The organism is Chryseobacterium sp. WX (assembly GCF_029542485.1).
GTDB lineage: Bacteria > Bacteroidota > Bacteroidia > Flavobacteriales > Weeksellaceae > Chryseobacterium > Chryseobacterium cucumeris.
In genome coordinates, this window is sequence record NZ_CP120710.1 from 3,110,564 (window position 1) to 3,134,456 (window position 23,893).

22 protein-coding genes and 1 tRNA gene are annotated in these 23,893 nt (G+C 36.3%); 10 read left to right on the top strand and 13 right to left on the bottom strand.

Annotation, left to right across the window (positions count from 1 at the left end; translation table 11 throughout):
• Window positions 1–9 precede the first annotated feature (9 nt).
• From PZ898_RS13970 to PZ898_RS13985, 4 genes are all read left to right on the top strand, one after another.
• A complete protein-coding gene (locus tag PZ898_RS13970; protein WP_277693583.1) occupies window positions 10–636 on the top strand; it encodes a TatD family hydrolase in 627 nt (208 codons plus the stop codon).
• Complete coding sequence (locus tag PZ898_RS13975) at window positions 629–1,354, top strand: tRNA threonylcarbamoyladenosine dehydratase (protein ID WP_062676073.1); 726 nt, start codon at window positions 629–631, stop codon at window positions 1,352–1,354. The genes PZ898_RS13970 and PZ898_RS13975 overlap by 8 nt, the downstream gene beginning before the upstream one ends.
• Window positions 1,355–1,455: 101 nt before the next feature.
• Window positions 1,456–1,827, top strand: a complete 372-nt coding sequence (gene rnpA / locus PZ898_RS13980; protein ID WP_062676074.1) for a ribonuclease P protein component — start codon at window positions 1,456–1,458, stop codon at window positions 1,825–1,827.
• Between the two features lie 241 nt (window positions 1,828–2,068).
• Window positions 2,069–2,677 carry a DUF4126 domain-containing protein gene (locus PZ898_RS13985; RefSeq protein ID WP_123277606.1) on the top strand — a complete coding sequence of 203 codons (609 nt, stop codon included), beginning with the start codon at window positions 2,069–2,071 and terminating at the stop codon, window positions 2,675–2,677.
• Between the two features lie 39 nt (window positions 2,678–2,716).
• Here PZ898_RS13985 and PZ898_RS13990 read toward each other — a convergent pair whose 3' ends face one another.
• From PZ898_RS13990 to PZ898_RS14045, 12 genes are all read right to left on the bottom strand, one after another.
• Window positions 2,717–4,822, bottom strand: coding sequence for a hypothetical protein (locus tag PZ898_RS13990; RefSeq protein WP_277693584.1), 2,106 nt, complete (start codon window positions 4,820–4,822; stop codon window positions 2,717–2,719).
• Window position 4,823: 1 nt separating this feature from the next.
• A complete protein-coding gene (locus PZ898_RS13995) occupies window positions 4,824–5,375 on the bottom strand; it encodes an LptE family protein (RefSeq protein ID WP_062676125.1) in 552 nt (183 codons plus the stop codon).
• On the bottom strand, window positions 5,365–6,069 hold the full coding sequence (locus PZ898_RS14000; protein ID WP_062676077.1) for a hypothetical protein: 705 nt from the start codon (window positions 6,067–6,069) through the stop codon (window positions 5,365–5,367). The genes PZ898_RS13995 and PZ898_RS14000 overlap by 11 nt, the downstream gene beginning before the upstream one ends.
• A 13-nt stretch (window positions 6,070–6,082) precedes the next feature.
• Window positions 6,083–7,372: a sigma-54 dependent transcriptional regulator gene (locus PZ898_RS14005; protein WP_062676078.1), complete on the bottom strand. Its 1,290-nt coding sequence runs from the start codon at window positions 7,370–7,372 to the stop codon at window positions 6,083–6,085.
• Between the two features lie 36 nt (window positions 7,373–7,408).
• A complete protein-coding gene (locus tag PZ898_RS14010; RefSeq protein WP_277693585.1) occupies window positions 7,409–8,206 on the bottom strand; it encodes a tetratricopeptide repeat protein in 798 nt (265 codons plus the stop codon).
• 203 nt (window positions 8,207–8,409) lie between these two features.
• A complete protein-coding gene (miaB, locus tag PZ898_RS14015; RefSeq protein WP_216443681.1) occupies window positions 8,410–9,846 on the bottom strand; it encodes a tRNA (N6-isopentenyl adenosine(37)-C2)-methylthiotransferase MiaB in 1,437 nt (478 codons plus the stop codon).
• A gap of 85 nt (window positions 9,847–9,931) precedes the next feature.
• Complete coding sequence (locus PZ898_RS14020; RefSeq protein ID WP_277693586.1) at window positions 9,932–10,711, bottom strand: hypothetical protein; 780 nt, start codon at window positions 10,709–10,711, stop codon at window positions 9,932–9,934.
• 95 nt (window positions 10,712–10,806) lie between these two features.
• Window positions 10,807–11,289 carry a hypothetical protein gene (locus tag PZ898_RS14025; RefSeq protein ID WP_228432148.1) on the bottom strand — a complete coding sequence of 161 codons (483 nt, stop codon included), beginning with the start codon at window positions 11,287–11,289 and terminating at the stop codon, window positions 10,807–10,809.
• Between the two features lie 138 nt (window positions 11,290–11,427).
• The gene (locus PZ898_RS14030) at window positions 11,428–13,161 is read right to left on the bottom strand and encodes a thiamine pyrophosphate-dependent enzyme (protein WP_277693587.1); all 1,734 of its coding nucleotides are present in this window, start codon (window positions 13,159–13,161) and stop codon (window positions 11,428–11,430) included.
• A gap of 248 nt (window positions 13,162–13,409) precedes the next feature.
• On the bottom strand, window positions 13,410–14,612 hold the full coding sequence (lysA, locus tag PZ898_RS14035; protein ID WP_174525211.1) for a diaminopimelate decarboxylase: 1,203 nt from the start codon (window positions 14,610–14,612) through the stop codon (window positions 13,410–13,412).
• A gap of 260 nt (window positions 14,613–14,872) precedes the next feature.
• Entirely contained in the window at window positions 14,873–16,096 is a 1,224-nt protein-coding gene (locus PZ898_RS14040) for a 3'-5' exonuclease (protein WP_120233299.1), read from the bottom strand.
• A 150-nt stretch (window positions 16,097–16,246) separates the two neighbouring features.
• A complete protein-coding gene (locus tag PZ898_RS14045; RefSeq protein WP_062676086.1) occupies window positions 16,247–17,773 on the bottom strand; it encodes a helicase HerA-like domain-containing protein in 1,527 nt (508 codons plus the stop codon).
• A 346-nt stretch (window positions 17,774–18,119) separates the two neighbouring features.
• Here PZ898_RS14045 and PZ898_RS14050 point away from each other — a divergent pair, with 346 nt between their 5' ends.
• The 3 genes from PZ898_RS14050 to PZ898_RS14060 are packed head-to-tail and all read left to right on the top strand — an operon-like array spanning window position 18,120 to window position 20,223.
• Window positions 18,120–19,529, top strand: a complete 1,410-nt coding sequence (locus tag PZ898_RS14050; RefSeq protein ID WP_120233300.1) for an MBL fold metallo-hydrolase — start codon at window positions 18,120–18,122, stop codon at window positions 19,527–19,529.
• A 3-nt stretch (window positions 19,530–19,532) separates the two neighbouring features.
• Window positions 19,533–19,910: a rhodanese-like domain-containing protein gene (locus PZ898_RS14055; RefSeq protein WP_277693588.1), complete on the top strand. Its 378-nt coding sequence runs from the start codon at window positions 19,533–19,535 to the stop codon at window positions 19,908–19,910.
• A gap of 13 nt (window positions 19,911–19,923) precedes the next feature.
• Window positions 19,924–20,223 carry a thioredoxin family protein gene (locus PZ898_RS14060; protein ID WP_047424552.1) on the top strand — a complete coding sequence of 100 codons (300 nt, stop codon included), beginning with the start codon at window positions 19,924–19,926 and terminating at the stop codon, window positions 20,221–20,223.
• A 59-nt stretch (window positions 20,224–20,282) separates the two neighbouring features.
• Here the strand turns inward: PZ898_RS14060 and PZ898_RS14065 are convergent, their stop codons facing one another.
• Window positions 20,283–21,035 (bottom strand): nitrilase-related carbon-nitrogen hydrolase, encoded by a 753-nt coding sequence (locus PZ898_RS14065; protein ID WP_276834482.1) that lies wholly within the window; start codon window positions 21,033–21,035, stop codon window positions 20,283–20,285.
• 217 nt (window positions 21,036–21,252) lie between these two features.
• Between PZ898_RS14065 and PZ898_RS14070 the strand changes: the two genes are divergently transcribed.
• The 3 genes from PZ898_RS14070 (at window position 21,253) to PZ898_RS14080 (ending at window position 23,453) form a co-directional block, all read left to right on the top strand.
• Window positions 21,253–21,693 carry a DUF6646 family protein gene (locus PZ898_RS14070; RefSeq protein ID WP_047428734.1) on the top strand — a complete coding sequence of 147 codons (441 nt, stop codon included), beginning with the start codon at window positions 21,253–21,255 and terminating at the stop codon, window positions 21,691–21,693.
• 115 nt (window positions 21,694–21,808) lie between these two features.
• On the top strand, window positions 21,809–23,299 hold the full coding sequence (rseP, locus tag PZ898_RS14075) for an RIP metalloprotease RseP (RefSeq protein WP_120233303.1): 1,491 nt from the start codon (window positions 21,809–21,811) through the stop codon (window positions 23,297–23,299).
• 80 nt (window positions 23,300–23,379) lie between these two features.
• Window positions 23,380–23,453 (top strand) — tRNA-Asn (locus PZ898_RS14080).
• Window positions 23,454–23,893 lie beyond the last annotated feature (440 nt).

The window sequence follows — 23,893 nt, forward strand, 5'->3', positions numbered from 1 at the left end:
CTTTTGAATATGGATTTTTTTGATTTTCATCATCATAAGAAATATATAAGAAACGGAATTTACAATATGAACATTGAACAAATCCCGCCTGATTTCCCTTATTCTATTGGAATTCATCCCCAAGATATTGATGTTAACAATCTCGAACAGCAATTTTCATGGATGAAAAGTATGATGTTTCAAAATTGTTTTGCCATTGGTGAATGTGGTTTAGATTCTTTAGTTTCTATAGATCAGAAAATTCAGGAAGACGTTTTTTTAAGACAGATCATGGTCGCTAATGAAGTCAAAAAACCCATGATTATTCATTGTGTAAGAAAATTTTATGAGGTCATTTCTTTTAAAAAGAAAGCCGAACAGCCCATGATCATTCATGGTTTTAATAAAAAACATCAAATTGCCGAAGGCCTTCTTGCCAATAATTTTTACCTGAGTTTTGGAAAAGCTGTTTTGTATAATTTATCTTTGCAGGATATTTTGAAAAACACTCCATTAGACAAACTCTTTTTAGAAACTGACAATGAAGATTTTAGCATCGAAGAATTGTATGATAAAGTTTCGGAAATAAAAGGTATTTCTTTGGAACAGCTCAATGAACAAATTTTAGAAAATTTACACTCAATAAAAAATGGATAAGTACTGGTTGGAAAGAACGGAGCTTCTGGTAAAAGAAGAAGGCTTGGAAAAATTGAACAAAGCTACTGTTTTGGTTGTTGGTTTAGGCGGCGTAGGTTCTTTTGCAGCTGAATTTCTTGCAAGAGCCGGAGTTGGCAATATGACGATTGTGGATGGTGATACCGTAGACATTACCAATATCAACAGACAGCTGCCGGCTTTACATTCTACCATTGGAAAGCATAAAGTAGAAGTGGTAGCTGAAAGACTTTTAGATATTAATCCCGATCTTAATTTAACCAAAATCAATGAGTTTCTAAATCCTGAAAGAATGGATGAAGTTCTGGATTCTGCAAAATTTGATTATGTTTTAGACTGTATTGACAGTGTAACGCCAAAACTTTGTCTGATTATCGCTGCCAAAAGAAGAAGGATAAAAATTGTAAGTTCAATGGGTGCCGGTGGAAAAACCGATCCAAGCAAGGTAATGGTAAGGGATATCAGCAAAACTGAACACTGCCACCTCGCAAGACAGGTAAGAAAAAGGCTGAAAAAAGTAAAAATTGACAAAGGAGTCCGTTGTGTTTTTGCCAATGACATCCAGGATGAAGAAAGTCTGAAAATGACTGACGGGACCAATTATAAAAGATCTTTTTACGGAACAATAAGTTATATGCCTGCCATTTTCGGGTTGTATACCGCTTCAGAAGTGATTAATCATTTATTAAATCAGGATTAAAATATTTTCTCATGTATTTCACAGATTTTTAAAACGATTTTCATGTCTTAATCTGTGAAATATGCGGGAGAAAAATAAAAAAATATATTTACATTTCGTAAATGACAAATTCCAAATATCCCAGAGCGGAAAAGCTCAAAAAAAACACAGAGATCAGTTTGCTTTTTGAGAAAGGTAAATGGAGAACAAGCGGAAACCTTAGAATTATTATTCTAAAGGATAAGCCCAACCTTTCTGTAGAAACTGCAAGATTTGGAGTTTCTGTTTCTAAGAGATATTTTAAAAGAGCAGTACACAGGAATCGTATCAAAAGGTTACTGAGAGAATGCTATCGTCTGAATAAAGATCTTTTCAGGCAAGCCTTTGGAGAAAAAACTATGGCAATGCTGTTTTGGGTTTCTTCTGAGATGCCTCCTAAATTTCAGGATGTGGAAGCACAGTTTATCAAACTCTGTGAAGCGCAGAAAAAATAATTTTTTCTTTAAAATAAAAAGATCTGTGAGACATTTTCTTGCAGATTTTTTTATTTCCCACAGATCACACAAATTTTCAGATAAGTATGTATAAAATATTTTTACGCTACAATAAACCACGAATTGCAAAGCTCGAGACTCGTATCACGTATCACTCGACCCCAAACTCAGACATTAGCAATACTCCAAATATCATATAGTTTTTGTATTTTTAGAGAAAACAATAAATCTGAAAATTAATATGTTAGATAACGTTCCCTATTTTTCTTATATCATCAGTGCATTTATTGGGATTGGATTGGCAGCTGCTACAGGCTTCCGGGTATTTCTTCCTATGTTTATTGTAAGCCTTGCCTCCTATTTCAACTGGATTCCCATGAATGAGCATTTTGAATGGCTTGCCGGTCTTCCTACGCTTATTACAACAGGAATAGCCACTATCATTGAAATACTGGCTTATTACATCCCTTTTGTTGACCATTTACTAGATACTGTTTCTATTCCCATGGCAACAGTAGCTGGTTCCATATTATTTGCGAGTCAGTTTGCTGATCTTGGAACTTTCCCACAATGGGCTTTGGCATTAATTGCCGGTGGAGGTACAGCAGCTACCATCAGCTCTGGATTTGCAGGAATAAGGGCTGCTTCTACTGCGACTACCGGAGGTTTAGGAAACTCTATGGTAGGAACAACAGAGACAGCTGGTGCAGGTATCATGTCTGTTCTCGCAATGGCAGCTCCGGTAATAGCGGCCATATTTGCTCTAATCACATTAATTGTTGTTATTGTATTTGGGCGGAAGGCCTGGAAAAAATTTAAAAGCACTAAAAGCAATTCTCAGAAGTTATAAAATGAAAAAGGTACTGATGAGAACAGTACCTTTTTCATTTTAATTTTTACTTCTGAAGTCTTTAATATCTTTAATCTTGGATTCAAAATAGTCTTTCTTCTCAGGACTCTTTTTGATCAATATTTCAAATGCTTTTATGGCCTTTGTATAGAGTTTCTGTTCAAAATAAAGATTCGCCAATGTCTCTGTCATCAAATGTGAGATATCGTCATTCTTTTCTTTTACAACATAGGTACTTTCTTCTTTTAACTGACTGATTCTAGGATTGTTTTCAATAAAGGTTTCAATAGCCTTTTCTTTAATTTCTGACTTTTCCTTTACAATTTCTTCTGTTCTGCCAATCTTAAGCCAGCTCTGCCACGTATTGATAAAACCTGGAACATTGCTGTCTATTGATGATGGAGTAGTATTTTTCATAGTAACCTCCTGTACTTTTTCTACTACAGGTTCTTCTTTCTTTTCTTCAACCTTAAGGGTAGAAATATCGGTTCCGAAGAATGAAACATTCATTACGGGAACATCTTCTTTTAAAGTTTCTGTTACCGTTTTTTCTTCTTCAGTTGATTCACTTGGGGCAGCATTATCATCTTCAGTTTCTGAAGTCTCCACTACTGGCAAAACTTCTTCCTTAACAGCTTCTGTAGATTGTGTCTCTTCAGTAATACCCTCAGAATCAGTAACAGAAGCTGCTTCCACTACCAGAGATTGTATTTCGGGAGCTGATGCTTGTTCAGATTTACTGATTAAAGAATCTGGCATATTGGACTCCACACTCATCGGTTTCCATGCAGAGTGTACTTCAGGAGTTTCTTCTATCTTTTCTTCAGCCAACTCAGAATTAGTCTCTTCTACAGGTAATTGATTTTCAATAACTCCTTCCTGTACAGGTTCTTCTTTTATTTCTTCAGGCTTATTGTCACTGGTTGACCAGAAATGAAAGTTTTGAGTATCAGCGAAGCTAATTTCATGATCCTCAACTGTTTCAGGCTCTATTTCTTCCTCTTGCTGAGCAAGTTTAGTTTCCTTCATTTTTTTCTCAACCTCTTCAATCAGGCGTCTCATTTCCTCCTCATGTTTATTGATATTCGGTTGGGAAATTTCAACAGTCTCCATTAATTCTTCGCTGTTAGCCTGGATTTTAACGTCTGGCATAAATGAATCTGTTCCATGGAAACTTACTTCCGCATCAGATATTTCCACTGAATGCAATCCTTCATTACCATTTTCTTCTTTTACACCAGAAATCGGATCTTCGTCGATGATGGTTTCCGGTGTAAAGTCTTCTCCGGCTTCTGCTTCAGCTTGTATTTTTTCCTGGTAAGCAGATTCTTCCTCAGAAACCAATTCAGTTTTATGGCCGGATTCCTCTTTTACAGGCTCTTCTTCTGCTGCTGCCTCACTATTTATTTCTGATAATAAAGGTGCTACTTCATGAAAACTGGTATTTCCTTCTTCTTCAATATTGTCTTCCTCTTTTTCTGAAGAAATCTGATCTTCGCGAATGATAGTTTCTGCCGTAAGCGCCTCTCCATCATTCTCCTTAGTTTCAACTTGTCCGGATTCTACTTTCTCCTGAACCGGTTCTTCAACTGTAGACTCAGTCTTCTGGGTTACCAGAGTTCCAGATTCAAGGGTAGATTCAATATCTATGGTTTCAGAATTTTGCTCATCCAGGAAGTTTTCTTCTCCTTCAAATAAAATTCTGTTTCGTTCACCGTTTACATAAATGTGTTTAACTTCCTGTGCGGTTGGTAAGACACAAGTACTTTTCTCCTCTTCCAAAGGTTTTTCCAAAGAAACTTCTTCTTCTCTTCTGATGGGGAAGGATTGGATCTTTGGAGTAAATTGGGCAGGTTTTTCAATTGTTTTAGAAGGTTTCTTTTCTTCCACAATTTCGGGTTTCACCTCCTGTCTGATCTTTCCGTTGATCAGCTGATATAAAATCTTTTTATCAGTAGTATATGCAGCCGTTACAGAAAGTTCCTTCTGATAGTTTTCTTTTTCATACAGATGCACTCCATACAGATGAAGCGCCCTGATATTCTGAATATAAGGAAAAGTGTGAATCTCTTCTTTCAAAAGACCAAGGTCTTCTAACTGAATATTTTTCGGATTTTTTATTAATTCTAAAACTCTCGGATTCATCTTACCAATTCGCTACAATGTCGTTAAATATTTTATTAATAATTCTATCTGTTACCAGCTTTACCTGCTGGTCTTCGATCTGACTTAGGGATACATCACTGTTGAAAGCGGCTTCATCAGAATATGTTCTGTCAAAACTTGCATCCGGATGAATTTTATTTTCATAATGTACCTTTACTGTAATCGTAAGTTTATTCTGTGCCTGCTGAATCACTCCTCCAGAAGGGTTGGTCTGGGTATTGGAGCTGATGGTGGTAGGGGTAATGGAATAGTCTGTAATTTCTCCTTCAATCAGGATATCCGGATTTTCTTTTGTTCCTTTCAAAGTGGTTCTCTGAAGGAATCTGTTTTGAATCGCTGTAGAAAACTGTTGTGATAATGCAGGGTTTACAAGAGGAGCATTATTGGGAAATTCATTAATCTGAACTGTTTTCTCATCTGTAAGAGACGATCCTGTAAAGCTGTAGCATGAATTTAAAACTCCAAGCAATGCAAAAAGCACTCCCGTTAACAGTGATTGTTTCAAGCTGATATTGTTAATTTTAAAGTTCATTTTTAGATCCGATTTCAATAATTTCATCATACTCAATTTGTTGAATAGCATCTTCATAAGCAAAATAATTTGCTGTGTATAAGAATGGTAAGGTAAGAAAAATTCCTATCCCGCAAGCAACAATACCAATCTGGGACAAAATACTCACTACCAATGAGAAAAGAAAAATTGACAATAGATTTCCCTTGCTCATAATTTTGGAAATATTCCAGGCTTCTTTTACTTCTTTGATTCCTTTAAGACTGATTAACGGAATAATATAAAAGCCTTTTAGAACAAAGTAATATATAGCTGCTATTATTAAAAATATATAAGGAAACATAAAAAGTCCTACCATCGGATTGGGCTCATCCCTTCCGGAAATTGCTCCTGATATACCCAGCACAGCAAATAACGGGATATAAAGCAATAAAACACCACCAAAAACAATTAACTGCAACATAAAATAAGGCATGAAATCTTTGAAATCAAAAATATCTCCGGGACTTGCCGGCTGGTTTCTGTTCAGCCTTTGAAGGTATTTGTATAAATTACCCATTGCTAATAATCCACAGAATGGAATAATAGACATGATAAAGCATACTAAAAATGCTATAAAAATATTCCCGAAATCTTTCTTTAAAAGTTCGAAACCTTTGTTTATATATTCTCCGAGTTTAAAATTGATCGGCTTGGGTGTTAAATTGACTTTCATTATTTATGTTTTGCTAATCTTCCAGGTTATATTGTTTTATTTTTCTGTATAAAGTTCTTTGGGAGATTCCCAACTCATCTGCAGCTCTGTTCCTACGTCCTTTATGCTTCTCCAAGGCCTTGATAATCAAATCTTTTTCATTGTTCTGAAGAGAAAGAGATTCTGGTCTGTTTTCCTCAATTTCGATATCTTCAATATCTTCATAACTATCATCAGGACTAGAAATAATTGTTGGAGTCTGAACTGCCGGAGTATCGTTATTATTATCAAAATATAACAAAGATCCGGAATTCACCTGCGGCTGACTTTCAGGGGTATAAATCCTGTTGATCAGGTTTTTCTCATGGTTGCTCAGATCTGCTGTTCCTCTGTTCTTGATCAGTTCCGAAGTTAAGGATTTTAAATCATTAATATCATTCCTCATATCGAACAGAATTTTATACATGATCTCTCTTTCACTTCCGAAATCATTTTGTTTTGGAGTGCTTTGCGTATTGACCACCATTGGAAGATGGGTTTCCATAGGAATATACTCGGCAAGCTTCTCAGCAGTGATATTTCTGTTCCTTTCCACAACGGTCATCTGCTCTACTAAATTTCTTAGCTGGCGGACATTTCCCGGGAAAGAATAACTTTCTATATAATGAACAGCACTCTGCTCCAGCTCCAGTTCCGGCATTCTGTATTTTTCTGCAAAGTCAATTGCAAATTTCCTGAACAGCAAATGAATGTCTCCTTTTCTTTCTCTCAAAGGTGGCATATCAATCTGAACAGTATTCAAACGATAATACAAATCCTCACGGAATCTTCCATCATGGATAGCTTTCATCATATTAACGTTGGTAGCTGCGACAATTCTCACATTGGTTTTCTGCACTTGTGAAGAACCTACTTTCATAAATTCACCACTTTCCAGCACTCTTAAAAGACGAACCTGAGTTTGTAGAGGAAGTTCTCCTACCTCATCCAAAAAGATGGTTCCGCCGTCTGCTACTTCAAAATATCCTTTTCTTGTAGCTGTAGCTCCTGTAAAAGCTCCTTTTTCGTGTCCGAATAATTCTGAATCTATGGTTCCTTCCGGAATGGCTCCACAGTTTACAACGATATAAGGCTGATGTTTTCTTCTGGATTCTGAATGAATGATTTTCGGAATAAATTCTTTCCCTACCCCACTTTCTCCAATCACAAGTACAGAGATATCTGTAGGTGCAACCTGGATAGATTTTTCGAGGGCACGGTTAAGTGCAGGAAAGTTTCCGATAATTCCGAAACGGTTTTTTATGTTTTGTAGCTCGTTGCTCATAAGTAAATTTTTGATTATTGACTGAATGTTAATCTTCTACAGCTCTTCAATCTGTTGTCTGTAGACTTTGTTAAAGTGATGAGTGTAGACATCTTTCATGGTCTTCCCTTCATCATACGTTTGTAAGGCTAACATTTTTAAATCCAAATAATCTTTGTTTCTGATCTTAGAAACTTTACTTTTAAAGTATATATTCTCAGCAAAGTCGTACTCTTTGCTTTGTTTTTCAAAATTTTCCAGGGCTCTGTCGTATCTTCCCAGCTCGAAATAGGTAACTCCCAGCTGATAATGATCAAACATTCCCTTCACATAACCTCTGGTAGCCAGAAGCTTTTCTATAATCCCTGCTGCTTTTTCTTTCTGTCCTAAAGCACTGTAGGACAAAGCTCTTACTACGTCCAGGTTATAGTCCCCGTTCTGAGATCTTCCTAAATCTCCTGGCTCATATTTTTTTAACCCTTCTAAATCCTGAATTGCCCCTTTATAGTCTCTCAAAAACTGAAACTTTGTCCAGCCTCTGTAACCAAGGTGCATTTTAGGGTCTAAAGCAACTGCTTTATCTATTAGAATCTTCCAGGTTATGAAGTCCCCGTTTTTAATATATGGAACTGCTTTTTCCATATAAGCATAGGAAAAATCGGGACACAATTCAATGGCTTTATCGAAAGCTTCCTGAGATTCTGCTAGACCTTGTAAATCTGAAGCCCAGTTGTATAACTCACACGCCTTTTTACAGTTCTCACCCTCTACTGCATTACAGTTGACCTGTGCAATAGTATTGGTGTAAACGATAAGTAACAAAAAGCTAAGGTAATACCTCTGAAACTTTTCCATTTTTAATTTTATAGGTTGAATAATGATAGTAAACTACTTTTAAACCTTCTATCTCTTTCAGACCTGGGCTCATATACCATAATCTGAACAGTACTGTCTTTCCTTCACAATTTACTAAAAATCTTACGGTAATATACCCGTTGATCTTTTTTTAAGAATATATATTTTCTTTTTTTAAGTTTTTCAGTGATGGTAACTTAATTTTATTCTACTGTCCTCCCTAAAAGCGTGCCTTGCGTATTATCATACACAAAAACGTTCACAATGTCACCTATTTTCTGTCCTTCCAGTTTATCGAAGACACATACCGCATTCTGAGAGTTTCTTCCTTTCCACTGATTTTTGTTCTTCTTGGAAATTCCTTCGATAAGGATCTGGTGCTCTCTTCCTACATAAGATTTCATTCTTTGTTTTGAAAGCTCACCCTGAAGGGCAATAACCTCAGCAAGACGTCTTTGTTTTACATCAGCCGGAATATTATCTTCCATTTTCTTGTGCGCCGGTGTTCCCGGTCTTTCTGAGTAGGCAAACATATAACCGTAGTCATATTCTACTTCTCTCATAAGACTTAAAGTATCCTGGTGATCCTCTTCTGTTTCATTACAGAATCCAACGATCATATCCTGAGAGAATGCGACTTCCGGAACAATTTCTTTTGCTTTTCTGATCAGATCAAGATATTCTTCACGGGTATGTTGTCTGTTCATCGCTTCCAGCATATTATTGCTTCCGCTTTGTACAGGAAGATGTACATATTTACAGATGTTGTGATGCTTTGCCATCATTCTGAATACATCCAGACTCATATCCTGAGGATTTGAAGTAGAGAATCTGATTCTCAGCTCCGGAACGGCTTTAGCCACTAAATCAAGAAGCTGAGCAAAATTAACGGCTGTTGCTTTCTGCATTTCAGAAGCTTTGGCAAAGTCTTTTTTAGGACCGCCTCCATACCAAAGGTAAGAGTCTACGTTTTGGCCTAAAAGGGTGATTTCTTTATATCCGTTATTGGCAAGATCTTTACATTCTTCAATAATAGAGTGCGGATCACGGCTTCTTTCTCTTCCTCTGGTAAAAGGAACCACACAGAATGTACACATATTATCACAACCTCTGGTAATGGTAACAAATGCGGTAACACCGTTTCCACCTAAACGAACAGGATTGATATCTGCATAAGTTTCTTCTTTTGAAAGAATTACGTTAATCGCATCTCTTCCATCATCAGTTTCTTTTAAAAGGTTCGGTAAGTCTCTGTACGCATCCGGACCTACAACAAGGTCAACCAATTGCTCCTCTTCCAAGAACTTGGTTTTCAATCTTTCTGCCATACATCCCAGTACACCAACCGTCATATTCGGTCTTTCTTTTTTCAGATTTTTAAACTGAGAAAGACGCATTCTTACAGTCTGTTCTGCTTTTTCACGGATGGAACATGTATTTAAAAGAATCAGGTCTGCTTCTTCAACTTTCATCGTTGTATTATAGCCCTGTTCATTAAGAATGGATGCAACAATCTCAGAGTCAGAGAAGTTCATCTGACAACCATAGCTTTCTAAAAACAGTTTTTTAGAGTTCTCCGGTTTTTCTGCAATAGCAAAAGCTTCGCCCTGTTTTGTTTCGTCTATATATTTTTCCTGCACGATAATCAATTTAAGGTCCGTAATTTAAAATTACGAACGAATAAGTTTGCAAAGATACAAAATATTGTGACAGAATGTCAGGAGATTATCTGTATCTGTTATCATGGAAATTTTGATCCATTATTTTATCCTGATCTTCCAACTCTCTCTGTAGATCAAATTGTTGAAAAATTGGTTGAGTAATTTTAGCTCTAATTGAAATATTATTAAATGTAGCAGGATTCCATTTTCCTTTTATTCTAGACAGACTATTGATGATATCTTTCTTTTCATAGTCAAAAAAATCACCTTCAATCTTGAAATCCTCCATTTCGCCATTCTCATTCACAACAAATGTCAACAAAGCTCTTTTGTCCTCGTTTTTCTTTACGAATCTTTCAAAAATAGACTTAACCTCAAATCCAAAAGCTTTTATTCCTTTTTTAAAAGTTGGGCCTTTCTTTTCGTTTTTGCTTGGATCATCTTTGGAATTAACTAAATAAAAAGGATTTATTTCAATTTTGGCAATGGCTCCGATAAACTTTCCGTTTACTTTTGCCGGCATCCATTTTTTGAGATGGGGAATAATTTTACGGCTGAAATCAAATGCGCATTTATTTTTTTGAATTTCTAAAGTATCAAAATCTTTAACATAATTGATGGTTGAGTTTTCATGCACAAGAATCTGTACATTATACCGTTCTTCGCTTTTTTCGCAAGGCAACAACTTTTTCTCTTTAACAACCATTACCATCTCCTTAGTTAATTGATTTACACCTCCAACGTAAAAATCTTGGCCATAAGGATATTTATCCAAAACTTCATTTTGAGCAAAAATTAATTTTGTTGCAAAGAAAGTAATAAACAACAAAATTTTTTTAATCATGGTCATGTTTCATTTTATTTCTTTTTTCGGATCTTAATTGATCTCTTCACTAAATATCTCCCTGTGTTTAAATTTTGAAAAGAAAACCTTTGCATCTAATCAATATCCACAGACATTGAAGAGAAGTTCATTTTAACCTTGATCTGTGAAGCTACAGGCTGCCCGCCACAAGAGGCCGGAGTCCAGTTTTTCTTGATTCTTCTTACTACATATTGCATATCGTCAAAAAAAACTTCACTGTTTTGTACTTTGGGCATTCCTTTCACATCCACTACTTTTCCTTTAGCATCAAGCACTAGGGTAAAGGTAAAATCTCCAGTCAAAGCATAGAAATCAGAATTCAGGTATGCATACATATATTTGTTGAGGATTTCTTTATAGGCCACGACACCTCCTTCGAAAGCAGCAGGTTTAAAATCATTACATTTTACAGCTACCTGCATAAAAGGTTCTTTGATATCTATTTTCAGAACATTTTTATTGCTTTCCCTGATAAAAGAATCATCACGGTCTTCCTGATCCTGCGCCAATGAAAAATTCATTACACATAAGGCTAAAAATAAAAATATCGTTCTCATAATTTTGTATACTAAATAATAAACAAAGGTAAATATTTAGCTTATTTATAAACAATAAAAACTTCACGCAAAGCATGAAGTTTCAGAATTTAAATATTGCGAATTCAATACAAGTTTTGAATTCATTATTTTTTAATCTTACAGTAACCCTTTAATGTGTTTATAATTACTTTTTACGGTTTCAAAAACCTCATCCATTTTGCCTCCAAGCATCAGCTGGGCCATAGACTTTGTCATTCCCATAATCTGATCAAATTCAATCTTAGGAGGAAGGGCCAGTGCATTAGGATTGGTGAAAATATTCAGAAGATAAGGTCCGTTGTGATCCAGACATTCTTTGATGGCACTTTCTACTTCTTCGGGAAGATGAACATTTTTTCCCGGATAGCCCATCGCATGTGCTAACATGGCAAAATCCGGGTTAATCATATCGGTTTCATTATCTGGCATCCCGCCAACTTCCATTTCCAGTTTTACCATTCCCAACGTTCTGTTATTGAAAACAATTAGTTTCACAGGGAGTTTATACTGAAAAATAGTAGCCATATCCCCTAAAAGCATGGATAGTCCACCGTCTCCACATAGAGCAATTACCTGTTTCTCAGGATGCGCTAAAGCTGCTCCGATAGCCATTGGCATTGCGTTAGCCATTGATCCATGATTGAATGAACCCAGCATTTTCCTTTCGCCTGTTCCTGTAATAAATCTTGCTCCCCATACACAGCACATTCCGGTGTCTACCGTAAAAATAGCATCATGCTTAGCAAGTTTGTCTAAAGTATGGGCCACATATTCCGGCTGAATAGCATTCTCTTTTCCAGAATCTTTCACATACTCCAACTGGCTTTCTTTCACTTTATCATAAAATGCCAGCTGCTCGTTCAGGAAATGAAAATCAGTTTTTTCGTCAAGTAACGGCAATAATGCTTTGATGGTTTCTTTGACATCCCCGGCAAGTCCTAGCTCGAGTTTTGCTCTTCTTCCCAATCTTTCAGGACTTTCATCAATCTGGACGATTTTATTTTTTACAGGCATGAATTTCTGATAAGGAAAATCCGTCCCCAGAAGAATGACGAGATCAGCTTCATGCATGGCGTGATAGGCTGAAGGAAATCCTAACAGACCTGTAAGTCCCACTTCATTTGGATTATTGGGCTGAATAGCCATTTTCCCCCTAAATGAATATCCTACGGGCGCTTTTAACAGATTGGACAAAGCAATCACTTCATCACGGGCTTCAGCAGCGCCTATTCCGCAATAGATTGTTACTTTTTTACTATTATTTATAAGTGTTGACAAGCTTTTCAACTCGTCATCCGAAGGTCTTATGACAGGATTTGTTTTAAAGATTTGAGTGGAAGTAGAGCCTTCTTCGGCATCTAATTCAGAAACATCTCCGGGAAGACCTATCACCGCAACTCCTTTTTTGGAAATTGCATGTTGGATAGCAGTCTGTACAGTTCTCTGTACCTGCTCTGGCCGGGTAATCATTTGATTATAGTAACTACAGTCGTCAAACAGTTTTATCGTATTGGTTTCCTGAAAGTAATCCATGCCCATTTCATCACTGGGAATGGTGGAAGCAATGACCAGCATTGGAACATGAGAGCGATGAGCTTCATAAACTCCATTGATCAGATGAACGTGTCCGGGACCACAGCTTCCGGCACATACAGCTAACCCATCAAGCTCCGCCTCTGCAGCGGCAGCATAAGCTCCTACTTCTTCATGTCTTACATGAATCCATTGGATACTGCTTTTTTTGACTGCAATATTCAGATGATTAAGACTGTCGCCTGTTACAGCATAAATTCTTTTCACATTGGCATTTTCGAGCATTTCAACAATCTGCTCTGCGATGTTTTTTGCCATAATTACTCTGTTTTGATGATTGTTTTTAGATGAAAATAGTATTTGAGAAGAAGAAAATCTTCCTATCTCTATCAAATTTAACGAATAAAGTTGAGACTCTATCCCTAGCGCAATGTTAAAAACTTGTAATTTAATTTTGATTTTTTTCTATTCAAACCTCACGGGTTTTCAAAACCCGTGAGGTTTAATATTCCGCTGTAAAACAAAACAGCCACCTAAAAGGCGGCTGTTTATATTATATGTGGATTTTACATCACTATTTCAATCTGATTTCTCAACAGATCTTCAAACTCATCTCTTTTACGGATCAAATGAGCTTTTCCGTCTAAGAACAATACTTCAGCCGGTTTTAATCTTGAGTTGAAGTTTGAACTCATTTCAAAACCATACGCTCCTGCATTGTGGAAAGCAAGGATATCTCCTTCTCTTACTTCATTCAGTTTTCTGTCCCATGCAAAAGTATCGGTTTCGCAAATATTTCCTACAACAGTATAAATTCTCTCTGCTCCTTTTGGGTTAGAAAGGTTCTCAATCATGTGATAAGAATCGTAGAACATCGGACGGATCAAATGATTAAATCCGGAGTTCACTCCAACAAAAACAGTTGCCGTTGTCTGTTTAATTACATTAGCTTTCACCAATAAATATCCGCTTTTCCCAACTAAGAATTTCCCAGGCTCAAACCATAATTCGAATTTTTTTCCTGTAGATTTTGAAAATTCAGAAATTACTTTCTCTACTTTTTTACCTAATGTTCTCACATCAGTTTCTTCTTCACTGTCCTGATAAGGGATCTTGAAACCACTTCCCATATCCAGATATTTCAGATTCGGGAAATGCTCAGAAAGCTCCAGCATAATCTCCAATGCCTGAAGAAATACGTCCGGATCTTTAATTTCGCTTCCCGTATGCATGTGAAGTCCTTCAACATTCAGGTTGGTACTTTTCATCACTCTTTCAATGTGACGAACCTGGTGAATGGAAATCCCGAATTTACTATCGATATGCCCCGTTGAGATTTTATAATTACCCCCAGCAAAAATATGTGGGTTGATTCTTACTAAAATAGGATAAGTGTTCCCGTATTTATTCCCGAATTGCTCAAGAATAGAAATGTTATCAATGTTAATATGAACTCCAAAAGTCATTGCTTCTTCTATTTCGGCCAGGTCAACACAATTGGGAGTAAACAATATCTTTTCTTTCGAAAATCCTGCCTTCAACCCTAGTTTAACCTCGTTAATAGATACACAATCCAAAGATGCACCCAGGTTCTTGACATATTTAAGAATATTGATATTCGTTAAAGCCTTCGCTGCGTAGAAGAACTTCGTATGTTTTAAAAATGAAGAGGTAAGTTTTTCATATTGAATTTTGATGGACTCCGCATCATAAACGTACACTGGTGTGCCAAACTCATTGGCAATCTTTAATAATTCTTTTGAATTCATAATTTCATTTTAACATAAAAAAAGGCAGATTCTTCAGAAAAGAGCCTGCCACATTGATTATTTTTTATGCAAGACAACTCTTTTAAATATTCCAAACCTTAGAGAACTTTACAGCTCCCTTTTTTCCAGTTTTATTTTGTTTAAAATTTTGCATTGCTTGTATTTATTTTTTGCAAAAATACTATTTATTTTTTACTTTTTGAAAATTGATTGTACAACCATTGTCTTCAGAAGACAACTTGTAACGTATAGACACTCTTTTACTTCGGTAACGGTAATGTCTCAAAATCCCCACGAAGAAGAGCCAACTGCAGTTCATTATTCAGATCTGTGGAAGATAACGGAAGATCAATTTTCAACTTAGCCAGCTTACTCAGTGTCTGAATCTGCGTAAACAGCTCATAGAATCCAAAGGAAACCAATTTCCCGTTTTCTATGATTAAAAATAACTTTTCTCCTAATTTTCTTCCTGGTCCAAGCCAAAGTTCATTTCTTTTTCTGAATTCAATTTTTTGTTTCAAGACAGAAAAATCTTTAAATTCTTCCTGAGAACCAATAAACTGAACAGCTTTTGTTCCCTGGGTAAATGACCTGAATTTCAAGACTGGCTTCTCGGTTTTATTGAGCTTATTTTTCTCAACCACATATTTATTATTCCTGAAATATAGTCCGAAAGGTAAAACTTCTTTCTTTTTAATATTCTTGGAATTCAGTATCAGTTTGGCAATAATATCTGTTCCGGTAAGTTCAAAATTAATCTGCTCAACATCTTTCTGAATCTGTTCCCATTTTTTTGATTTGGAATTGAAAACCTTTTTGGAAAATTTGTTGATATCCTGAACATAATCAGAAAACATAATACGTCCACCTTCATCCTGAAAATAGACAAAACCTTTATCATTAGGAAGATCTTGAGTCAGCTCTTTGATCTTATTGATATACGTTTTGGCGTTAGACTCATCATGCTGCTTCTGAATGATCTCATTTTCGGTATCCTTTGAAATCAGAAGCTTGAAAAGTTCTAAGGTAGCTCTTGCATCACCTTCCGCCCTGTGATGGTTAGTCAATGGAATACCTAATGATTTCACCAGTTTTCCCAAGGAATAACTTACCTCATCAGGAATCAGTTTTTTTGCTAAAGGAATTGTATCTAAAGTATTGATTTTAAAATCATAACCAAGCCTTTTGAATGACTGGCGAAGCATCCTATAATCAAAATCAATATTATGCCCCACCAAAGTTGTATTTTGAGTAATTTCTATCACTCTTTTGGCAATTTCATGAAATTTTGGAGCAGTTTTGACCATTTTCGGGGTAATACTGGTCAGTTTTTGTACAAAAGGAGTGATATCACCTTCAGGGTTTACCAGAGATATAAACTGGTCTATAATTTTCTGACCGTCATATCTGTAAATGGCGATATCTATAATGCATTCATTTCTATAACCTGCACCATTACTTTCTATATCTATAATTGAATACATGAATGTTTTAACTGCTGTTTTTCTGGTTTAATATTTAAAACCGACGCTTTATTCCCCAATAAAATACGGTCTTATTTTTCTTTATTAAGTAAAGATAACCTGCTAAAATAACAAAAAATATATCAAAATACAGCAGATTGTCTTTCAAAATTATCTTCTTCTGCCTCCCAGACCGAACATTCCGAGAATAGCTTTTGCTCCTTCTCTCATTAATGTAGAGGTAAAAGTACGGCCAGCTTTACTTTGCAATACCTGTTCAAACATTCCAGGTTCTTCTTTTACCGGCTTTGCCTTTTGGTTAGGTGACGGGTTTTGTGCAGCCTGTTCCATCCTATTGGTAAGCATTTCATAAGCAGATTCTCTGTCAATTGCCTGCTCATATTTTGCTACAAGTGCTGATCTTGAAGTCAGATCAGAGATTTCCGCGTCATTCAAAACATCCATCCTTGATTCTGGAGAGATCAGATAAGTATGTACTAATGGGGTAGGAATTCCTTTTTCATCAAGTGCTGTAACAAATGCTTCTCCGATTCCCAAATTCTGGATCAGGCTGGAAGCATTATAATATTCTGTGGTAGGATAGTTTTCAACGGCTTTGGTAATTTCTTTTTTATCCTTTGCCGTAAAACCTCTTAGAGCATGTTGTATTTTTAATCCTAGTTGGGAAAGTACATTTTCAGGGACATCACCAGGAATCTGGGTAATAAAATAGATCCCCACTCCTTTGGAACGGATCAGTTTTACCATCGTTTCAATTTGTGAAAGAAGGGCCTTGGAAGCTTCATCAAAAATCAGGTGGGCTTCATCAATGAATAATACCAATTTTGGTTTACCGCTATCTCCTTCTTCCGGAAATGTCATATAAATTTCTGCAAAAAGAGAAAGCATAAAAGTGGAGAAAAGCTGTGGTTTGTTCTGGATATCTGCTACTCTTAAGATATTAACCACTCCTTTTCCGTCTCTTGTTTCCAGCAAGTCATGAACATCAAAGCTTAGCTCACCAAAGAATCCTGCCGCTCCTTGTTGTTCCAGAGCTACAATAGATCTTAAAATAGCTCCCAAAGATGCTGATGCAATAGATCCATAATTAGCTGCAAGTTCAGCTTTTCCCTGTGCATTATCCGTCACGTACTGCAGTACTTTCTTCAAATCGTTAAGATCAATCAATGGAAGTCCTTTATCATCACAGTATTTGAAAACTATAGACATGATACTTTGCTGGGTATCATTCAATTCAAGAATTTTGCTTAATAAAACAGGCCCAAATTCTGTAACCGTAGCTCTCAATTTTACACCTTTTCCTCCGGAAATACTCATGAGTTCTACCGGAAAACCTTGTGGATTATAAGGAAGCTGTGTTTTGCCATACCTTTCTTCAATGATAGGATTCATCTGACCTGCTTCTGCAATCCCGGAAAAGTCTCCCTTAATATCCAGAACCAAAGACGGAATTCCTGCGTGAGAAAGCTGTTCTGCAAACACCTGTAACGTTTTTGTCTTACCGGTTCCGGTAGCACCGGCAATAAGACCGTGACGATTTATGGTTTTCAGAGGAATGGTTACATTGACTTCTGTCACCACTTCGCCATCCAACATTCCTTTTCCTAATATTATATGCTCTCCTTTTGGAGTATATCTAGCGTTAAGTTCTTCAATAAATTGTGTTTTGTCTGCCATTTGATCGCTTTTTTAACTTATAAATATAAAATTTTTTGTAAAATATCTGAAGATATTTTCTGAAGAACTTCTCTCTGCTTCTTTCGAAAATAAATTTGTCCTTCAATAATCAAATTTTAAACCACGATCATTATTTTTTTCTGCCAGGAAGGATATAGGAACTAAACATGATATAAAACAGCATTTACCATTATCTTTATGTAAGGCATTCTTTTTGCTGAAAAAAAACAACATATACTAAACGTACGTTTAACAAAGTATTGAAAGAAACTATCAATGGGATTTAACATTTCATTTAGAATTGATCTAATACTTCGTATCTTTAACTCATTAAAAAAAGACCCCAATGAAAATTGAACAAATATATACGGGCTGTCTGGCTCAGGGTGCCTATTATATTGTATCAGAGAATGAAGCTGCCATTATTGATCCGCTAAGAGAAGTAAAACCTTATCTGGATCGTCTGGAAAAAGACAATGTCACTTTAAAATATATTTTTGAAACTCACTTCCATGCAGATTTTGTATCAGGACATTTGGATTTAAGCAACAAAACAGGTGCTCCTATTGTATATGGACCTACTGCTGCTCCGGAATTTGACGCTATTATTGCTGAAGACAATCAGATTTTTGAGATCGGAAAAGTGAAAATAAAGGTCATGCACACTCCTGGGCATACGATGGAAAGCAGTACTTACCTTTTAATCGATGAAAATGGTGTTGAAACTGCAATCTTTACTGGTGATACGCTGTTTTTAGGAGATGTTGGAAGACCGGATCTTGCCCAGAAGGCAACTAATCTTACTCAGGAGGATCTTGCTGGAATTTTGTATGACAGCCTTCAGAGCAAAATCATGCCATTGGATGACAGCATCACTGTATATCCAGCTCACGGAGCCGGATCTGCTTGTGGAAAGAATATGCAGAAAGAGACAGTTGATATCTTAGGAAACCAAAAGAAAACCAATTACGCTCTTAATCAACCGGATAAAGAGTCTTTCATCAGAGAAGTTCTGGATGGCTTAACAGCTCCTCCAAAATATTTCGGGATGAATGTCGCTTTAAATAAAGGTGGCTATGAAAGTCTGGACGTTGTGATGAACAAAGGATTGCAGCCTGTAACACCTGAAGATTTCGAAGCTCTGGCAGAAGAAACAGGAGCATTAATTTTAGATACAAGAGGAGCTGCGGATTTCCATAAAGGATTTGTTCCCAACTCTATCAATATAGGACTGAAAGGTGATTTTGCCCCATGGGTAGGAACGCTTATTGTAGATGTAAAACACCCTTTATTATTAATTACTGATGAAGGAACTGAAGAGGAAGTAATCACAAGACTGAGCCGAGTAGGTTTTGACAATGTAATTGGTTACCTGAAAGGCAGTTTTGAAGCATGGAAAAATGCAGGTAAGGAAACGGATGAGATCAAAAGAATTACTCCGGCTGAATTTGCAGAACAATTTACAGCAGACGCTACAGTAATTGATGTAAGAAAACTTACGGAGTATTCCGCAGAACACATTGACAATGCTTATAACAAGCCACTAGACACTATCAGTGACTGGGCTCGTACCATTGATGATTCTGAACATTTCTTCCTGCACTGCGCAGGTGGGTACAGAAGCATGATTGCCGCAAGCATCCTTAACTCACACGGAATCAGAAATTTTACCGAAATTGAAGGTGGTTTTAACGGAATCAAAAAAACGGAAAAACTTCCAACCACAGATTTTGTATGCCAATCTAAGACCCTGTAAGACATGAAAATTCAGTTTTTCGGATTATTTTTAGCATTAACATTTACGCTAAATGCCTGCAAAACAAATCCTACAGCAACTGTTTCTACGGCTAATATCAAAGAAATGGTTAACAGCTCTGATGTAACATTGGTGGATGTCAGAATTCCGGAGCAATATGCCGCAGGAACAGCAAAGAATGCCATCAACATTCCTTTGGCAGAGATTCAAAACAATATAGAAACTCTAAAAGGTAAAAAAGTTGTTGTGTTTTGCAATAAAGGAATCCAGGCTGACCAGGCGATGGAAATTCTGAAGAAAAATGGTGTGGAAGCTTATGATGGTACAACCTGGAAAAATGTAAAAGCGATCCAGGATGAAACAAACAAAAATGCAAACTAATAAAACCAAAACTATGTCACAAAAATTTCAGGAAATCATAGATTCCGAAAGACCCGTACTTATCGATTTTTTCGCAACATGGTGTCAGCCTTGTAAAGTACAGTCTTCGGTATTAAATACAGTAAAAGAAAATATTGGCGAAGGAGCAAGAATTATAAAAGTAGATGTAGATCAATATCCTGCACTGGCAGCTCAGTATGGCGTTCGTGGAGTCCCTACACTGGCCATTTTCAAAAAAGGAGAAATGCTTTGGAAGGAAAGTGGTGTTCATGATGTGAACACATTAACGAACCTTCTGCAACAATATGTTTAAATAAAAACAAAAAAATAATAAAGGCTGAAGTTCACATGAATTTCAGCCTTTATTATTTTTTATAGTTGAATGGAGAAACTATCCCGGTCATTTAAAAACTGGAAATGCTTTCTAAAATCGTTCAATTCTTCCATATATAATTCTGCAGATACAAGATTTCCCTGTTTCTGAGAAATTTCTTTTCCATCTCCAAAGAAGCAGTGAGAGCTTTCCTGATACAACAGATCATTTCCATCGGTCCCGATTCTGTTTAAACCAAATACAAAAGATAAGTTTTCAATAGCTCTGGCTTTCAACAGATGTTCCCATGCTCCTACCCTTTTCTCGGGCCAGTTGGCAACATATAATATGGCATCATAATCATCGTTATTCCTTGCAAAGACAGGAAAACGTAGATCGTAACACACCTGAAGCAGGAAACGTATTCCTTTATATTCAACAATTACTCTTTCCTTTCCTGGCGTGTATACTTTATCTTCTCCGGAAAAAGAAAACAAATGTCTCTTATCATAAAAAGTGATTTCGCCATCCGGCTTTACAAAGAACATTCTGTTGTAAAAATTGCCGTCCTGTTCTACCGGAGCACTTCCGCAAAATGCAGCATTTTTCTCTTTTGAGATTTTTTTCAAAAACTCCAGTGATTCATTATTTCTGTCCGAAACTTCAGAAGCATCCATACAGAAACCTGTTGAAAACATTTCAGGAAGCAGAAACAGATCTGCCTCCACATTGAGCAATTCGCTTTCTATACGCGCAAAATTCTCAGTTTTTTTTTTCCATATGATATCTAAATTAAGTCCTACAACTTTCATCTTTTATTCTTTTAAATTATTTCATATATGAAATATAAAAATACATCTTTTAACTTTATGAAAGTAGAATTAAATGGTTGAAGAATGCTTTAGTATTTAAAATAGAATTTATTTCTTAATAATTTATTAAAGTCAAGCATTTTTACAATATTGCCATTCTTTCGGTTTCATTTTTGATAGAAATATTTTTTATTATTATCATTAAAATTAAAAATTTATGAAGAAATTGTTTTTTATGGTGGCGATCTTCTTTTTTGGTGCTATGGCTAATGCTCAGGCGTGGACAGGAAAGGGGGATCAGAAAATACAACTGGGGCTGAGTGCCTGGGGATATGGAACCGGAATTACAGGAACGTATGACTATGGCCTCAACAAACTGATTTCAGTAGGAGCCGGGATCAATGGCTATTTTGATAATTATAAAAACAACGATAAAGATAATCGTGTTTTTGTGTTTGGAAGACTGAACTTTCATTTACAGGAAGCTCTAAATTTGCCTTCCAAATGGGACATCTATCCTGGAGTAGACCTTGGAGTTCTTGGAAGAGACTTTGGAGTGGGAGCTCACATCGGTGCCCGTTATTTCTTCACAGAAAAAATTGGAGTCTTTGCAGAGGTTGGTAATAATGGCAGCCTTGGTGTTTCTTTCAATTTATAATCTTATCATTAAATCAATCTTTAAATATGACAAAGCTTCTTGTTTCGGGGAGCTTTTTTATTTGGCATAGTTTTGATAATTGTTACCTTTGCAAATTAAAATCTAAAATTTATTAATGGAAATAGCAATTAAACTTTTTCAGTTCATTCTGAGCATCTCTATACTTGTGCTTCTTCATGAGCTTGGGCATTTCTTACCGGCAATATGGTTCAAGACCAGAGCAGAGAAGTTTTTCCTGTTTTTTGATCCTTACTTCTCCATATTCTCCATGAAGAAAATCAACGGAAAATGGCAGTATAAATTTTTATCAAAAAACTTACCGGATTCTGAAGTAATAGAAGTGAACGGAAAGAAGGAAGAAGTTCCTATCGATATATCAAAACTTCCGGACAACGACTGGAGAAAACACCCTGAACAAACAAAATACGGAATCGGCTGGCTTCCTTTTGGAGGATACGTGAAGATTGCAGGAATGGTGGACGAAAGTATGGATACTGCCCAGATGAAAAAACCGGCAGAACCTTGGGAGTTCAGATCAAAACCAGCCTGGCAGAGACTTATCATTATGCTGGGGGGAGTTACCGTTAACTTTTTTCTTGCGTGGTTAATCTACAGCTGTTTATCATTCTTCAACGGAGAAACTTATACAGATATCACAAAATTTAAAAATGGTATTGAAGCCACTTCTGCAGGAAAGAAAATGGGTTTCCAGAATGGTGACAAAATCATTAGTGTAGACGGAAAACCGGCAGAAAGACTTGAAAATACTTCCATCAATATCCTTTTGGGAGATCATGTTACCGTAAACAGAAACGGACAGGAAGTTACTTTCCCTGTCAATGCAGACGGTGTAGCAGACGTTCTTAAGCAGAGAGAAGCAAAACTATACATCACACCAAGAGTTTCTATGGTTGTTGACTCATTGGCTACTCCTTCTTCCCAGGCATCAGGTCTTGCAAAAGGCGACAAAATTGTAGGAATCAATGGTAAGAAAGCAGCATTCTTTGATGAAGTAAGTGCTCTTTTAAGTGAAAATAAAGGTAAAACAATTTCTGTAGATGTTGAAAGAAACGGTGCTTTACAGACATTACCTGCAGTTTCCGTAGATAAAAACGGAAAACTGGGGATTGCAATTGATACCAAAAGCATTGCAAAAGATATTGTAACGAATAAAAAATATTCTTTCGGAGAAGCTATTCCAAGAGGATTTACAAGAACTATTGAAGCATTAACCACACAGGTAAAGCAGTTCAAAATTATGTTCAACTCTAAAGTTCAGGGGTATAAAAATGTTGGAGGTCCTATTGCGATCGTAAAAAACATGCCTGTGGATAAAGATGCGGACGGAAGCGTTAAGATCAACTGGGTTGCTTTCTGGAGCTTTACAGCAATGTTCTCCGTATGGCTGGCATTCCTGAACCTTATTCCGATTCCGGGACTTGATGGTGGACACGTTTTATTTACTTTATATGAAATTATTGTAGGAAAACCTGTTCCGCAGAAAGTTTTGGAAAACGCACAGATGATTGGAGTTATCTTCCTGTTAGGATTGATGTTACTGATCTTTGGAAGTGACATCTTCAAAGTATTTATGGGTAAATTATAATTTTTTTAAAATTTTTCTTAAAAATATTTGTAGGGTATAAATATTCGTCCTATATTTGCACCACTTAAAACAAAGGACATTCCTCCTTAGCTCAGTTGGTTAGAGCATCTGACTGTTAATCAGAGGGTCGCTGGTTCGAGCCCAGCAGGAGGAGCAAGAAGACTTACAGAAATGTAAGTCTTTTTTTGTGTCTTACTATGAACTCTTTCATGGCAAGGACTCCAAATCTGAGAAATAACACATTTGTAGTTTAAATATAACGCAAAGGATTAGTAGCTGGTACTTCATTTTTCAGGAAGCAAAGGCGGGAGTCAACTTTGTTGATTCTTTCTAAGCATTCGAATATCCACTCAGCTTCATCAGCGACTCCGTTGCCTTTTATCTCCCTCAACAATAAGAGAATATCCTCTTTACGTTTTGTAGAACCAATGAGTCCGACATAAAAAACAAATATTTACAATTTTCCTTCACTTTCCCAGAAATATCTGTTTTATTGGATTTTATAAGCCTTTAAAGCATTTTACCTGTAACTATTTCGTCAATAATTCGACTATTCTTTTTTAGAGTAATCCGGATTGAGAAAATTTTTTACAA

What these genes read in the sequence shown, in the direction of transcription:
- PZ898_RS13970 (WP_277693583.1), top strand. Translation starts at nt 10, where the DNA reads ATGGATTTTTTTGATTTTCATCATCATAAGAAATATATAAGAAACGGA.
- PZ898_RS13975 (WP_062676073.1), top strand. Translation starts at nt 629, where the DNA reads ATGGATAAGTACTGGTTGGAAAGAACGGAGCTTCTGGTAAAAGAAGAA.
- rnpA (WP_062676074.1), top strand. Translation starts at nt 1,456, where the DNA reads ATGACAAATTCCAAATATCCCAGAGCGGAAAAGCTCAAAAAAAACACA.
- PZ898_RS13985 (WP_123277606.1), top strand. Translation starts at nt 2,069, where the DNA reads ATGTTAGATAACGTTCCCTATTTTTCTTATATCATCAGTGCATTTATT.
- PZ898_RS13990 (WP_277693584.1), bottom strand. Translation starts at nt 4,822, where the DNA reads ATGAATCCGAGAGTTTTAGAATTAATAAAAAATCCGAAAAATATTCAG.
- PZ898_RS13995 (WP_062676125.1), bottom strand. Translation starts at nt 5,375, where the DNA reads ATGAACTTTAAAATTAACAATATCAGCTTGAAACAATCACTGTTAACG.
- PZ898_RS14000 (WP_062676077.1), bottom strand. Translation starts at nt 6,069, where the DNA reads ATGAAAGTCAATTTAACACCCAAGCCGATCAATTTTAAACTCGGAGAA.
- PZ898_RS14005 (WP_062676078.1), bottom strand. Translation starts at nt 7,372, where the DNA reads ATGAGCAACGAGCTACAAAACATAAAAAACCGTTTCGGAATTATCGGA.
- PZ898_RS14010 (WP_277693585.1), bottom strand. Translation starts at nt 8,206, where the DNA reads ATGGAAAAGTTTCAGAGGTATTACCTTAGCTTTTTGTTACTTATCGTT.
- PZ898_RS14020 (WP_277693586.1), bottom strand. Translation starts at nt 10,711, where the DNA reads ATGATTAAAAAAATTTTGTTGTTTATTACTTTCTTTGCAACAAAATTA.
- PZ898_RS14025 (WP_228432148.1), bottom strand. Translation starts at nt 11,289, where the DNA reads ATGAGAACGATATTTTTATTTTTAGCCTTATGTGTAATGAATTTTTCA.
- PZ898_RS14030 (WP_277693587.1), bottom strand. Translation starts at nt 13,161, where the DNA reads ATGGCAAAAAACATCGCAGAGCAGATTGTTGAAATGCTCGAAAATGCC.
- lysA (WP_174525211.1), bottom strand. Translation starts at nt 14,612, where the DNA reads ATGAATTCAAAAGAATTATTAAAGATTGCCAATGAGTTTGGCACACCA.
- PZ898_RS14040 (WP_120233299.1), bottom strand. Translation starts at nt 16,096, where the DNA reads ATGTATTCAATTATAGATATAGAAAGTAATGGTGCAGGTTATAGAAAT.
- PZ898_RS14045 (WP_062676086.1), bottom strand. Translation starts at nt 17,773, where the DNA reads ATGGCAGACAAAACACAATTTATTGAAGAACTTAACGCTAGATATACT.
- PZ898_RS14050 (WP_120233300.1), top strand. Translation starts at nt 18,120, where the DNA reads ATGAAAATTGAACAAATATATACGGGCTGTCTGGCTCAGGGTGCCTAT.
- PZ898_RS14055 (WP_277693588.1), top strand. Translation starts at nt 19,533, where the DNA reads ATGAAAATTCAGTTTTTCGGATTATTTTTAGCATTAACATTTACGCTA.
- PZ898_RS14060 (WP_047424552.1), top strand. Translation starts at nt 19,924, where the DNA reads ATGTCACAAAAATTTCAGGAAATCATAGATTCCGAAAGACCCGTACTT.
- PZ898_RS14065 (WP_276834482.1), bottom strand. Translation starts at nt 21,035, where the DNA reads ATGAAAGTTGTAGGACTTAATTTAGATATCATATGGAAAAAAAAAACT.
- PZ898_RS14070 (WP_047428734.1), top strand. Translation starts at nt 21,253, where the DNA reads ATGAAGAAATTGTTTTTTATGGTGGCGATCTTCTTTTTTGGTGCTATG.
- rseP (WP_120233303.1), top strand. Translation starts at nt 21,809, where the DNA reads ATGGAAATAGCAATTAAACTTTTTCAGTTCATTCTGAGCATCTCTATA.